Genomic DNA, 13,919 nt, shown 5'->3' with positions numbered 1-13,919 from the left:
GCGCAACTCCGTCCACGCTGCGCGTACCCGGACGCGGCGAATCGGCAAGCTGGATTACCCGCACCGCGCTTTGCGTGGAGGCGCGCGATCCGGCTCGGGCCGCGGGTCCGAAGGTCGAGACCGAGACGTTCGGCAGCGGCCACAAGATGCTGCACGTGTTCATGCCGCCGCTGACCGAACTGGACGATTACCTCGACCTGCTGGCTGCAGTGGAAGCGACGGCGACCGAACTGGACATGAAGGTCATCATCGAGGGCTACCCGCCGCCGCGCGATCAGCGTCTCAAGATGCTGCAGGTGACGCCGGACCCGGGCGTGATTGAAGTGAACATCCACCCGGCGTCGAGTTGGGATCAACTGGTCGATCACACCGAGTATCTGTACCAGTCGGCGCACGAAACGTATCTGAGCACCGAGAAGTTCATGACCGATGGCCGCCATACCGGCACCGGCGGCGGCAATCACTTCGTGCTGGGCGGCGCGACGCCCGCCGACAGCCCGTTCCTGCGTCGACCGGATCTGCTGGCGAGTCTGGTGGCGTACTGGATCAACCATCCGTCGCTGTCGTACCTGTTCTCGGGGCTGTTCATCGGGCCGACCAGCCAGGCGCCGCGCGTGGACGAGGCGCGTAACGACCAGGTGTACGAGCTCGAAGTCGCGTTCCGCGAACTGCAACGGCAGATCGACCTGCTCGGCGGCCGCGAAGGCGGGCAGTTGCCGGCGTGGATGATCGACCGGTCGCTGCGCAATATCCTGATCGACGTCACCGGCAATACGCACCGCGCCGAGTTCTGTGTCGACAAGCTGTATTCGCCCGATGGCCCCACCGGACGGCTTGGCCTGCTGGAACTGCGTGGCTTTGAAATGCCGCCGCACGCCCGCATGAGTCTTTCTCAGCAACTGCTGTTGCGTGCGCTGGTGGCGCGCTTCTGGAAGACGCCGTACACCACGCGTCTCACGCGCTGGGGCACCGAACTGCACGACCGTTTCATGCTCGGCACCTTCGTACAGATGGACTTCGACGACGTGCTAGCCGATCTCGCCGAAGCCGGTTATGCGTTCGACCGTTCGTGGTTCGCGCCGCATTTCGAGTTCCGCTTCCCGCTAGTGGGTGAAACCACGGCGAACGGTGTCACGCTGACCCTGCGCAGCGCCCTCGAACCGTGGCACGTGATGGGCGAGGAGGGCTCGCCTGGTGGCACCGTGCGCTATGTCGATTCGTCGGTGGAGCGGCTCGAAGTGCGGGCGCTGGGGCTCAACGACAACCGTCACGTGGTGACCGTCAATGGTAGGCCGGTGCCGCTACAGCCGACCGGTCGCGTCAGCGAGCACGTGGCGGGGGTACGGTTCCGCGCATGGTCACAGCCGTCGGCGCTGCATCCGACCATTGGCGTCGATGCGCCGCTGACTTTTGACCTTGTCGATACATGGACTGGGCGTTCGATCGGCGGATGCCAGTATCATGTCGCACATCCGGGCGGTCGCAGCTACGAGACCTTCCCGGTCAACGCTTACGAGGCAGAAAGCCGGCGACGTTCGCGCTTCTTCACGATGGGTCACACGCCTGGACCGCTCGTGGTGGATGCGCCGCAACGCGGTCTGGAATTCCCGTTCACGTTGGATTTGCGCTACTGGTGACCCCGAAGAACAATTAACCTGGTACGACCTTGGCCTTTCAATCGACTTTTCCCTTCGAGCCGACCGCGACGCATGCGGATGCGCTGTCGCTATTGCGGGTGCTGCCGGTCCGCGATGGACACTGGGACGAGTTGCTTGATTCGTCCGGGTCGTTGCGCGAACCGTGGCGGCAGTTTTTCGAGCGCCTGGGCGAAGACGGGATTGCCCGTCTCGACCAGAACACGGCCTCGATCGCGCAGCAGATCCGCGATAACGACATCAGCTACAACGTCTATGCGGATAACGGCGAGCCGCGGCCGTGGGCGCTCGACCTGCTGCCTCTGCTGATCGATGAGTCCGAATGGGCCGAGATCGAGCGCGGTGTAATGCAGCGCGCGCAGCTGCTCAACGCGATCGTCGCCGACGTGTACGGCCCGCAGACCCTGCTGCAGCGCGGGCAATTGCCGCCGGCGCTGGTGTTCGGCCATCCCGGTTATCTGCGTCCGGTGAAGGGTTTTTCGCCGCCGGGGGGGCAGTATTTACAGGTGGTCGCGGTGGATCTGGCGCGTGCGCCCAACGGCGGCTGGACCGTGATGTCGCATCGCACGGAGGCGCCGTCCGGGCTCGGTTACGCGCTGGAGAATCGCTTGATCGTCTCCAGCCAGTTCGCCGAGGCGTTCCGCGCGCTGCACGTGAGCCGTCTTGCGCCAACCTATTCGCAACTGATCGCCACGCTGGTGCAGTCGGCGCGCGCCGCGATGCGTGAGGATGCGGATGACCACTCGCCACATATCGCGCTGCTCACGCCAGGGCCTTTCAGCGAAACCTATTTCGAGCATGTGTTTCTGGCGCGCTACCTGGGCGTCACGTTGGTCGAGGGCAAAGACCTGACCGTGCGCGACGACATGCTGTATCTAAAGACGCTGGCCGGTCTGGAACGCGTGCACGTGGTGCTGCGGCGCCTCGACGACGCGTTTTGCGACCCGGTCGAACTACGCGCGGATTCCTCAATTGGCGTGCCGGGTCTGTTGCAGGTCATGCGGGCAGGCAACGTGATTGTCTCGAACGTGCCCGGCTCGGGCTTTGTCGAATCGCCCGCCTTGCATGGATTCCTGCCGGGTATTGCCGAGGCGTTGCTCAACGAGGACCTCTTACTGCCGAGTGTGCCGACGTGGTGGTGCGGCGAGGAAGCGGCCCGTGAGCACGTCTTTGACCGCCTGGATGAAGCGTTCATCGTGCCCACCTGGCCGGCGGTGGAGCGCGATGGCGCGCCCGGTCTCGAACAGGGCATCCAGCCGCTCGACGCGTGGCAGGAGCGAATCGAAGCGTTGCCCGATAACTTCACCATCCAGATGCCGCTGCCGTATTCGTGCGCGCCGCGTTACGAAGATGGCACGCTGGGCCGTCGCCCGTCGGTACTGCGGGTGTATGCGATTGCGGATTTCAACGGCGGCTGGCACGTGATGCCCGGCGGCTTCACGCGCCTCGCAGCAGAGCGGCAGGCCACCGTGTCGATGCAATTCGGCGGTAGCAGCGTCGATACGTGGGTGTTGTCGAGCCAGCCCATTTCCACTTTCACGCTGTTGCCTTCGCCGATGCAACCCGGCGATCTCGCGCGCAAGCATCGCACGGTGTCGAGTCGCGCCGCCGAAAACCTCTTTTGGGCAGGCCGATATAGCGAACGTGCTGAGAATAATGTGCGGTTGTTGCGTTTGATTCTCGGCTCGCTGGAGAGCAGCGATGCCAACGCGATGTTCGAAACACTCGTCGAACTGGCGCTGTACTGTGGGCTGGTGCAATCCGGCGATGTGCGTGAAGACGATTCGCTGCAATCTTTCGAGCGCTCGCTGGTGGCGAATCTGCATGAAGCGACCGGTGGGTCCAGCATTGGCCAGGTGCTCGCCGCCCAGGCGCGCTCGAGCGGCGAGATTCGCGGCAGGCTGTCGAACGATCACTGGCGCACGATTCTCGCGGCCCGCAATGACTTCCGCGATGCGTTGCAGAAGTTGATGCCGCCGCTGGTATCGACGGCGGGTGCGAACGGCGCAGTCGCTTCTAACGGGGCCAGTGGTACATCCGCTCACGGCAGCACGCGTTATGACCGCTACGATCGTGTCACGCTGATGGATGCCCTGGAGCATCTGGCTACCCAGCTTTCTGCCATCAGTGGCGCGCAGGGTGACCGCATGACACGTGATGAAGCGTGGCGGCTGCTGTTTGCGGGCCGACACATCGAGCGGGTGTCGGCGATGACGTCGTTCCTGCGCGTGGTCGCCGACAAGGGTCAACTGGCGACGCCGGCCGGTTTTGATCTGCTGCTGCAACTGTTCGACAGTACGCTGACCTATCGCTCGCTGTACCCGGGACGCCTCGAAGTGCCGGCGCTGCTCGATCTGCTGGTGATCGAACCCACCAATCCGCGCGGGCTGTACGGCATTTATGAACGCCTGTGCGGCAAACTGGACGAGATCTCGATTGCAGCAAGTGGCACGCGGCACCGGTCGTTTGTCGAACTGATGCCGCCGCCGGACACGCTTCCTTCGCTCGAGAATTTGTGCGAAACCGACGAAAACGGCGCGTATACGGCGGTTATTCAGGTATGCGACGAACTGGGCGCGTTTGTCGGCGCGGCAGCCAATGAGATCAGCGCACGCTATTTCAGTCACGCCAATACCGTTGCTTCGCAGGTGTCATCTTGAAGACCGCTCAGACCATTCTGTCGGTCTCGCACCGCACCACGTACCGCTATTCGACGTTCGTCGAAACCGCGCAGCATCTGGCGACGATCCGGCCGCTGGTCTGTTCGTGGCAGCGGGTGATCTCGCACGAGGAGACGATCGAGCCCCAGCCGTCCTACCTGCATAGCCGGATCGACGCGTTTGGCAATGACGTGCTTTATTTCACGCTCGATGCACCGCACGAACGCCTGCAACTGGTCAGCGAAACGACTGTGCAACTGACGCCGCGCTGGACCCGGCTCGATCCGGATACGACGCCAGAGTGGGAAGACGTGGCCGATCCGTTACGTTTTCGGGTGGGCGGCCAATTTCGGCCAGAGGCCGAGTTCTGTTTTGCGTCGCCCAACGTGGCGCTGCGACCCGCGTTGCGCGCTTACGCATTGCCGAGTTTCACGCCCGGCATGCCGATAGCGGCCGGCGCGATTGACCTGATGCACCGCATTCACGATGACTTCGACTACAAGCCATCAGCGACGATGTTCGACACGCCGGCCGAACGTGCATTCGAGTTGAAGAGCGGCGTGTGTCAGGACTTCGCTCAGGTAATGATTGGGTGCCTGCGCTCGCTTGGCCTACCCGCACGCTATGTCAGCGGCTATCTGCGCAATGATCCGCCGCCGGGACAGCCGAGGTTGATCGGCGCGGATGCTTCGCATGCCTGGGTATCGGTGTATTGCCCGGGCAGTGGCTGGATCGATCTTGATCCGACGAATGATGTGCTCGCCGATATGGACCATGTGACGCTAGCGATTGGCCGCGATTACAGCGATGTGTCGCTATTGCGCGGAATGATTCTGGGCGGCGGTGCACATCGGGTTGAGGTGGGGGTGAGTGTGCTGGCGTTGTGAGGTCTTTACGGGGAAAACCCCCTCGATCCATTCCCACCCAATGGGAAATGGATTTTTGAAATCTGAGAACGTTCTGGCATCCTGAGCGCATCGTTATTCGTGGTGTGGTCGCCGTGAACGGGCAACAGAATGTCACCGGTGCGGAACGTGTGCTGCTCGTGCTCGCAGCGCTCGCGAGTCATGGCAAGGCCTTGTCGGTCAAGGACCTGCAGTCCATTACCGGACTCGCGCAAAGCACCCTCTACCGGCAGATCGGCCTGCTCAAGCGCTGGGGTTTCGTCGCGGAAAACGCGGGGCACTATGCGCCGGGCCCGATCAGCTTGCAGCTTGCGCTGGGCTTCGACGTCAATTCGCTGCTCGTCGAAGCGAGCCGCAGCGAGATGCAGCAACTCGCACGTGCGTCACAGGAAAGCATTGGTCTGGTCGTCGCCGTAAAGAACCAGGTGATGTGCCTGGAAATGGTAGAGAGTCAGCACTCGTTGCGCTGCTCCTTCGAAAAGGGCCGTGCGGTTCCACTGAAAGCCGGCGCATCGGCGAAATCGCTGCTGGCTTTTATGAACGACAAGGCCCTCACTGAAGTGCTGGGCAGCACTTTCAACGCCGATGACGCCGCCCGTGCCGCCCTCGAAGCCGAACTTTCGACAATCCGCGCGCAGGGTTACGCCACGAGCGACAGCGAAGTCGACCCCGGCGTATGGGGCGTTAGCGCGCCGATCTTTCACCGTGGCGGACGCGCGTCGGGCTGCAGCGCGTCGATCACGCTGATGGCGCCGTCCAGCCGCGCCGCCGGTCGCGAAACGCAATTTATCGACGCGACGCTGCGCACCGCCCGCGCCATTTCCGAACATCTGCAAACCGAATGATCTGCCCGACCTTGATCCTCTACTGATCCACACGATCCCGACTCGATCCTCCAAGGAGCTCCGCCATGAAACTGCAACGCCTGTTCTCTGTCGCTTGCCTCACGCTAGCCACCTCGCTGGCCGGCTTCTCCGGGGCGGCTTCGGCGCAAGCTTCGAACGTGCTGCAAGTCGCCACCGACGCCACCTTCCCGCCGATGGAATTCACCGAGAACGGTGCGCGTACCGGCTTCGATATCGACATGATGAACGCGCTCGCCAAGGCAATGGGCAAGACGGTTCAGTGGACCGATATCGACTTCAAGGGGCTGATTCCCGGTCTGATCGCCCATCGTTTCGATGTTGCCATCTCCGCGATCTACATCACCGATGAACGCGCCAAGGTGGTCGATTTCACCGAGCCTTATTACGCTGGCGGCCTCGTCGCGCTCGTGAAAACAGATTCGCCGATCAAGACGCTGACCGACCTCAACGGCAAGAAGGTCTCGGTGCAGGTGGGGACGAAATCGGTCAACTTCCTGCGCGACAACTATCCGCAAGTGCAGCGCGTCGAAGTCGAGAAGAATCAGGAGATGTTCGACCTGGTGGGCATCGGCCGTGCTGACGCGGCGGTGACCGGCAAGCCGGCGGCGTATCAGCTGGCTAAAACGCGCGGCGGTTTTCGTGTGATCGCTCAGCAACTCACGACGGAGCAATACGGCATTGCCGTGCGCAAGGACGAGCCGGAGTTGAAGACGGCGCTCAATACGGCGCTGGAAAAGATCAAGGCCGACGGCACCTATGCGGCGATCGTTCACAAATGGTTCGGCGCTTCAGCGCAATGACCGGCTGAGTCACGCAGATGGAACTCGACTTTTCGCCGGTGCTGGCCGGCTGGACCGACATCTTGCACGGCGCGCTTGTCACGGTGGAAGTGACGGCGGCCGCGCTCGCGCTAAGTTGCGTGCTCGGCCTGCTGATCGGGATTGGTCGGCTGACGCCGCAGCGCCGCGTCGTGTATGGTTTTTGCACCGCGTACCTGACGTTTTTCCGTGGCACGCCGTTGCTCGTGCAACTGTTCCTGCTGTTCTTCGGCTTGCCGCAGTTCGGCATCCTGTTGCCGGCCTTCGTGTGCGGCGTGCTTGGGCTGGGGCTGTATTCGGCAGCCTACGTCTCGGAGATCGTGCGCGGCGCGATTCAATCTGTCGACCGTGGACAGATGGAAGCGGCGCGCTCGATTGGCATGTCCTCAGGGCAGGCGATGCGGGCCATCATTCTGCCGCAGGCGATCGTGCGGATGATTCCGCCGCTCGGCAACGAATTCATCGCGCTGATCAAGAACTCAGCGCTGGTTTCATTGCTGACTATCGACGACCTGATGCACGAAGGTCAAAAAATCATCAGCGTGTCTTACCGTTCGCTCGAGGTGTACCTGGTTATCGCGCTGGTGTATCTCGTGCTGACGCAGGCGACCAATTACGCGTTGCACCGCGTCGAACGTCGGTTGCGTGCAGGAGGCATGGTGCAATGAACACGCTCAATCAATCCGAATCTCAACCGGTATCTCAACCCATCGTGCAGATTCGCGGGCTGACCAAGTCGTTTGGGTCGCACGTGGTTCTCAATGGCATCGACTTCGACATTCAGCCTCAGCAAGTGGTGGTGGCGATCGGGCCGAGCGGATCGGGCAAGAGCACGTTCCTGCGCTGCTGCAATGGTCTGGAGCAAGCGGAGGGCGGCACCGTCGATATCTGCGGGCACCGTCTGGTGGATCACGGTGTGATGCTCAAAGAACGCTCGCTCAATGCGCTTCGCACTGAAGTGGGCATGGTATTCCAGTCGTTCAATCTGTTTCCGCATCTGTCGGTCCTGCATAACATCACGGTAGGGCCGCGCATGCTGCGGAGCGCCAGTAAGGCGGATGCCGAGGCGGCGGCATTGGCGCTGCTCGAAAAAGTGGGCCTTGCACACAAGGCGCATGCGATGCCCGCGAGCCTTTCTGGCGGCCAGAAGCAGCGCGTCGCGATTGCGCGCGCGCTGGCCATGCAGCCGCGCGTGATGCTGTTCGACGAACCCACCTCGGCGCTCGACCCAGAACTGGTCGGCGAAGTGTTGCAGGTGATGAAATTGCTCGCGAGCGAAGGCATGACGATGGTGGTCGTCACCCACGAAATGGGCTTCGCCAAGGAAGTTGCGGATGTAGTGGTGGTGATGGACGGCGGTGTGATCGTCGAGGCCGGTCCGCCATCGGAAATCTTTACGGCGCCGACGCAGCCGCGTACGCGTGCATTCCTGCAGGCGGTGTTGTCGCGCGCATGAGAACGTCCTTCGACGCAAAAGATGGAGTGGCCGCTCCGACGGCGTCGTGACCGACTACTTATTGTTGGCCAGCGCCCCGGCGCTGTTTTTCCCGCCGAACAGTGCGGTCAGGTAGTCGCCGTTCTGGCTCATCTGGGTCATTAGCGTATTGAGCGCGGTGAACTGCTGGTTGTACGACTTGGTGAGCTTGTCCGTGTAATCCGTGAGCTGCGTTTGCTGGCTGCTCACGGCTTTCAGGTCCGCATTGAGAGCATTGGTGTGCGCATCCAGCGTTCCTCCGGTTTGCAGAAACGACGTGATGGAGGCGTTCATCGACGCCGCCAAACCGTTCTTCCCGCTAAAGAGCGCCGCAGTTGCTGGTGCGTTATTCGTCAACGCGTTAGTCAGCGTGGCGTCGTCGATCTTGAGCGTGCCGTCCTTCTGAAACGTAATGCCGATTCCCGCGAGGCTAGCCGCGCCGCTGCTCTGGTTGCCGCCGTGGCTCGACGCTGCGCTCAGCGCGCCAGTCAGCGCATTGTGGATGGCATTGAGCGCCGAATCGCCCAGCAGTACGCCGCCTTGGGCGCCCGCCTTTTTGGTGGAGTCGAAGCCCGTAAACAACGCGGCCGTCGTGACGAAATTGTTGTACGCCGTCACGAATGAGCCAATCGCGGCTTTCTGGTCGGTGACATCCGGTGCGACGCTCAGCGTTTGTGTCGTGCCTTCAGAATCCGCAGACAGGTTCAGCGTCAGGCCGTCAATGGTCGTCGAGACCGAATTAGTGGGGCTCGTAACCTGCATGCCGGAAATGTTCAGCTGTGCGTCTTGTCCGGCGACGCTCTGCTTCCAGTGAAAGGCTTCATCGACGGTGGTGGTGGCCGAGTCGGTCGAGATGCTGGTCTTGACGTTCAGCTTGTTGAGATCCGTGTCGTCTGAGTTGACCGTCACGTTGATGCCATTGGCGAGTCCGGTCGAAGTGGAATGCAGCAGCAGATGCGCGCCATCCACGCTGTTGACGACCGTCGCTGAAATACCCGGATTGCCGGATGCGGAGTTGATGGCGGAGGCGATATCAGCGAGCGTGCTGCGGCTGCGATCGATCGTGACGGTGGTGCTCTTGCCGCCCAGCGACAAGGTCAGTGACCCCGAGCCCAGTGCGCTTTTCGCCGCGAAAGCATCCGAAGTAATCGACTGCGAGGTGGCGATGTTGTCGACTCCGACCACATAGCTGCCCGCCACCGCGCCGTTGCCGGTGCTCGCCGTGAGGCCCTTGCCGCTGGCCGTCGCGGTGAAACTGGAGAAGGCTTTGCCGTTAGCTAGCGGCGTCATGGCGCTTTGCATCAACGACAGCACCGATTTCAGCGTGCCGATTGCAGTCAACTGGTTGTTGTCGCGCGTGGCGCGGCTCGTGAGCAACGCGGTCTTGCCGGCCACTTTGGCGTTCACCAATGCCGAGACGAGCGCGTTGACGTCAGTGTTGGACTGGGTCGAACCGCTGATGAGCGATTGCGCGGCATCCTGAATCGACGTAGTGGTCGAGGTGGCGGACATCGTGCTGGTAGTAATCGTTGACATGACGTGGTGGTCCCTCGCGCGTCAGAAATAGTTCGGTTGCGGCAGGTGGCACGCGCCAGCTGCGGGCACCTGAGCTCGCCGTATGTTGTTCGCCGTCCGGCCCCGATCCGGACTGTAAGCAATTGTAATGTCGTATCTTGAAAAATTACAAGTGCATTTCAATGACATTTCAATTCACTCGTGCCTTGACTCTGTGCGTACGCACATATAGACTGCAATCCATGAATGGACCTTCCTACGACGAGTGCAACTGCTTCGCGCTGCGGCAGGCTGCACGCTATGTGACACAGATCTACGAGCGCCATCTGGGCGAGGTAGGGCTGACGGCTGCGCAATTCACGATCATGGCGAAGCTCGCCCGCGCCACGGCGCCGGCCACGATGGTCGAGATGGCGGACGCGATGGTGATGGAGCGCACGACGCTGGTACGCGCACTCAAGCCACTGCAACGCGATGGTCTGGTGGTGAGCGAGGCATCGGAGCACGATGGCCGTACCTATCTTTTCAGCTTGTCCGAAGGCGGCAAGCGCACCTTCACGCAAGCAGCCGCTGCCTGGCGCAACGCGCAGGCCGAGTTCGAAGGGAAGTTCGGCCACTCAAGGGCCAAGGCATTGCGCAAAGAGCTGTTTGGTTTGACTGCAGAGTAAACCGGATAAAGTCCGCAGGCAGCAGCGGTTCAACTGCTTGCCGAGAAACAAAAACCGATCAACGGAGACGATGCAGCGAAATCGCGGCTCGTCTTGTACCAGTCAGAGTGTGTATGCACTTAAACGAATCGCTCGACAGTATTGACACGTTGCCCGACGACGATTGCTTTGCGATTCGTCAGGCGGCGCGTTACGTGTCGCAACTGTATGACCGGCATCTCGCGCGGGTGGGGCTGACTATCACGCAGTTCTCGATTCTGCGTCGGATCAGGGACAACGCGCCAATGACCATGAAGCAACTGGCTAACACGACGATGCTCAAGCGGACCACGCTGGTGCGCACGGTTCAACCGTTGCAGCGCGATGGACTGGTAAGCAGTCGCAGCATGCCGGCGCAGGGCAGGGAACTGGCGTTTAGCCTGACGCCGGCCGGCGAGGCGAGACTCGCCGCGGCTCGGGCGCATTGGAAGGCCGCGCAGGAAGAGTTCGAGCGTCGCTTTGGCGTGGATCGTTCGGCGTCGCTGCGGCGTGAGTTGCTGGACATCATGAAGGATCCGGTCGGAACCTAGATGTATTCGGTATTAGTAGGCGTGCGCAGCACGCCCTTTTTTAACGCCATTTTGTGCATACGCACACAAAATCATGTCCACTACTCCCTCGTCTCTTGCACCGCCTAGTGCCGCCGGTCTGGCGCAACCCGCCCGCCGCATTCCGTGGATGCGCCTCGCCGTGATCGTCGTGCTGGTAGTGCTGGCGACGGCGGTGTCCTACTGGTTCATCGTCGGGCGTTTCTTCGAGACCACGGACGACGCTTACGTCGGCGGTGACGTGACAGTGATGGCGCCGAAAGTGAATGGCTTTGTCACCGACGTGCTGGTGCGGGACAACCAGTACGTGCAGGCAGGCCAGGTGCTGATCCGGCTCGACGCGCGCGATTACGATGCGCGCCTTGCCCAGGCGAGTGCCGACGTGCGCAGTGCTGAGGCGGCCGTCACGGAATTGCAGGCCAAAAAGTCGCTGCAACTGGCGACGATCAGCCAGCAGGCGGCCGAAGTGAAGGCCTCGGGTGCCGAATTGACCCGCAGTGCTGAGGATCAGACTCGTTACCGTGAACTGGTCAAAGACGAGGCGGTGTCAAATCAGCTGGTAGAGCGCGCCGACGCGGATTTCGTGAAAGCCCACGCCGCGGTGGATCGCAGCGCCGCCGGCCTGTTGGCTGCCCAGCGTGAGATCACGGTGCTCGATGCGCAGATCGGCGCGGCGCAGGCTGGCGTGGCGACGGCACAAGCCGCGCAGCGAGTGGCGGAGTTGAATGTCGAATACACCACGATCCGTTCACCGGTGGATGGCTACGTCGGCAACCGGACCGCGCGGGTCGGGCTGCTCGCCGATATCGGCACTTCGCTGCTGACGATCGTGCCCTCGACTGGCTTGTGGGTCGATGCGAACTTCAAGGAAGACCAGTTGAAGAAGATGCAGGTCGGCGATCCAGTCGACGTCGCGCTCGACGCGTCGAATCGTTTGCTGCATGGCGTGGTGGACAGTCTCGCGCCCGCCACCGGCGCCACGTTCAGCGTCCTGCCGGCCGAAAACGCCACCGGCAACTTCACGAAGATCGTCCAGCGGGTGCCGGTACGGGTTCGGCTCGATGTCCCAAAGGACATGCAAGGTGTGCTGAGGCCCGGGTTGTCGGCGACGGTGAAGGTGCATGTCGACACCGGCAGCACGCCGGCGCATTCGTAATCCGCGGGCGAGTGCTACATGAGCGCAGCCAGGAGCACCATGACGCATCCAACGTCAAATCCCGCCGACCAGCCCATCCGCACCCGCGCCTTTGCGTTCGCGCTGATGTGTCTCGGCTTCTTCATGGCGACGCTGGATATCCAGATCGTCGCCTCTTCCTTGCGGGACATTGGCGGCGGCTTGTCGGCCAGCCAGGATGAACTCTCATGGGTTCAGACCTCGTATCTGATCGCTGAAATTCTGGTGATTCCGATGTCCGGCTGGCTCACGCGCGTTTTCTCGACGCGCTGGCTGTTCGCCTTCTCCGCGCTCGGCTTCACGATCACCAGCATGATGTGCGGTATGGCGTGGGACATCAATTCGATGATCGTGTTTCGCGGCCTGCAAGGCGCGCTCGGCGCCGCGATGATTCCGACCGTGTTTACCACCGCGTTCGTGCTGTTTCCGGGCAAGCAGCGCCTGATCGCGTCGACCACGATTGGTGCGCTGGCATCGTTGGCGCCGACCATCGGTCCGGTGATCGGCGGCTGGATCACGTCGCAATGGTCATGGCACTGGCTGTTCTACCTGAATCTCGTGCCCGGCATTTTCGTCACGGTGATGGTGCCCAAGTTCGTCCATATCGATGAAGTCGATCTGTCGTTGCTGAAGAAGGGCGATTACCTGGGAATGCTGCTGATGTCGGGCTTCCTCGGCTGCCTCGAGTATGTGCTGGAAGAAGGCCCGCGCAAGAACTGGTTTGGCGACGACGTCATTGTGCTGTGCACATGGATCTCGGCGATCTGCGGCTTCCTGTTTCTGGTTCACGCGTTTACCGCCAACGAGCCGATTGTCGATTTGCGCGCGCTTGCGATCCGCAATTTCGGCATCGGCAGTTTGCTGTCGTTTATCACCGGGATCGGGCTGTTCTGCACGGTGTATCTGACGCCCGTGTTCCTCGCGCGTGTTCGTGGCTTCGATTCGCTGCAGATCGGCTTGGCGCTGCTCTCGGTGGGCTGTTTCCAGTTGATGGCGCTGGCCGCGTACTCGACGCTCGCACGTGTGATCGACATGCGCTGGTTGATGGTGTTCGGGCTCGTATGCTTTGGCCTCGGCTGTTATCTGTACGTGCCGCTCACCAGTCAATGGGGCTGGCGGGAATTGCTGTTACCGCAGGCGTTGCGCGGTATTGGCCAGCAATTCTGCGTGCCGCCCATCGTGACGATGGCGCTCGGTTCGCTGCCGCCGTCGCGGCTGCGCTCGGCGAGTGGGCTCTTCAACCTGATGCGCAATCTGGGCGGCGCGATCGGCATCGCCGTTAGCAGCACCATGCTCAATGACCGCCTGAATCTGCATTACGAACGGCTCGACGAACATGTGACCGCTGGGCGGCCGGTGGTCGAAGCGCTGCTGCATCAACAGAGCGCCCGACTTGGGGCGGCAGGCGGCGATGCGCTCAATGCCGCCAATGCCGGTCTGGGTCTGCTTCACTCGCTGTTGATGCGTGAAGCCCTGGTACTGACCTTTTCCGATGCTTTCCTTGCGGTTGCACTTTGCTTTGTGGTGGGTCTGGTGAGCGTGGCGTTTTCGCGCCCGTTTGGTCTCACCGCCGCGCCGCCGCCTGACGCCCATTGAG

The 13,919-nt window shown here is 61.9% G+C and carries 12 protein-coding genes; 11 read left to right on the top strand and 1 reads right to left on the bottom strand.

Annotated elements, in window-relative coordinates; all coding sequences use genetic code 11:
- The 7 genes from WCA85_RS13785 to WCA85_RS13755 all read left to right on the top strand — a co-directional run.
- The coding region (locus tag WCA85_RS13785; protein WP_424064699.1) for a transglutaminase family protein at positions 1-1,637 on the top strand (1,637 nt) is incomplete at its 5' end.
- A 29-nt stretch (positions 1,638-1,666) separates the two neighbouring features.
- The gene (locus WCA85_RS13780) at positions 1,667-4,315 is read left to right on the top strand and encodes a circularly permuted type 2 ATP-grasp protein (protein WP_424064697.1); all 2,649 of its coding nucleotides are present in this window, start codon (positions 1,667-1,669) and stop codon (positions 4,313-4,315) included.
- Positions 4,312-5,202, top strand: coding sequence for a transglutaminase family protein (locus WCA85_RS13775; protein ID WP_424064695.1), 891 nt, complete (start codon positions 4,312-4,314; stop codon positions 5,200-5,202). Before WCA85_RS13780 ends, WCA85_RS13775 begins: the two co-directional genes overlap by 4 nt.
- Positions 5,203-5,315: 113 nt before the next feature.
- Entirely contained in the window at positions 5,316-6,065 is a 750-nt protein-coding gene (locus WCA85_RS13770; protein WP_424064693.1) for an IclR family transcriptional regulator, read from the top strand.
- Positions 6,066-6,130: 65 nt separating this feature from the next.
- Entirely contained in the window at positions 6,131-6,886 is a 756-nt protein-coding gene (locus WCA85_RS13765; RefSeq protein ID WP_424064691.1) for a transporter substrate-binding domain-containing protein, read from the top strand.
- 17 nt (positions 6,887-6,903) lie between these two features.
- Complete coding sequence (locus WCA85_RS13760) at positions 6,904-7,572, top strand: amino acid ABC transporter permease (protein ID WP_424064690.1); 669 nt, start codon at positions 6,904-6,906, stop codon at positions 7,570-7,572.
- On the top strand, positions 7,569-8,360 hold the full coding sequence (locus tag WCA85_RS13755) for an amino acid ABC transporter ATP-binding protein (protein WP_424064688.1): 792 nt from the start codon (positions 7,569-7,571) through the stop codon (positions 8,358-8,360). The genes WCA85_RS13760 and WCA85_RS13755 overlap by 4 nt, the downstream gene beginning before the upstream one ends.
- Before the next feature lie 54 nt (positions 8,361-8,414).
- Here the strand turns inward: WCA85_RS13755 and fliD are convergent, their stop codons facing one another.
- Positions 8,415-9,914: a flagellar filament capping protein FliD gene (fliD, locus tag WCA85_RS13750; protein ID WP_424064687.1), complete on the bottom strand. Its 1,500-nt coding sequence runs from the start codon at positions 9,912-9,914 to the stop codon at positions 8,415-8,417.
- Between the two features lie 221 nt (positions 9,915-10,135).
- Here fliD and WCA85_RS13745 point away from each other — a divergent pair, with 221 nt between their 5' ends.
- From WCA85_RS13745 to WCA85_RS13730, 4 genes are all read left to right on the top strand, one after another.
- Positions 10,136-10,561 (top strand): MarR family winged helix-turn-helix transcriptional regulator, encoded by a 426-nt coding sequence (locus WCA85_RS13745; protein ID WP_424064685.1) that lies wholly within the window; start codon positions 10,136-10,138, stop codon positions 10,559-10,561.
- Between the two features lie 113 nt (positions 10,562-10,674).
- Positions 10,675-11,130, top strand: a complete 456-nt coding sequence (locus tag WCA85_RS13740) for a MarR family winged helix-turn-helix transcriptional regulator (protein ID WP_424064683.1) — start codon at positions 10,675-10,677, stop codon at positions 11,128-11,130.
- 73 nt (positions 11,131-11,203) lie between these two features.
- Complete coding sequence (locus WCA85_RS13735) at positions 11,204-12,304, top strand: HlyD family secretion protein (RefSeq protein WP_424064681.1); 1,101 nt, start codon at positions 11,204-11,206, stop codon at positions 12,302-12,304.
- A 39-nt stretch (positions 12,305-12,343) separates the two neighbouring features.
- On the top strand, positions 12,344-13,918 hold the full coding sequence (locus WCA85_RS13730; protein ID WP_424064679.1) for a DHA2 family efflux MFS transporter permease subunit: 1,575 nt from the start codon (positions 12,344-12,346) through the stop codon (positions 13,916-13,918).
- Position 13,919 lies beyond the last annotated feature (1 nt).

The sequence above is a fragment of the Paraburkholderia sp. genome (assembly GCF_049581445.1).
GTDB lineage: Bacteria > Pseudomonadota > Gammaproteobacteria > Burkholderiales > Burkholderiaceae > Paraburkholderia.
The sequence above is the reverse complement of the archived record's forward strand: the minus strand, read 5'-3'. Positions and strand labels throughout refer to the sequence as shown.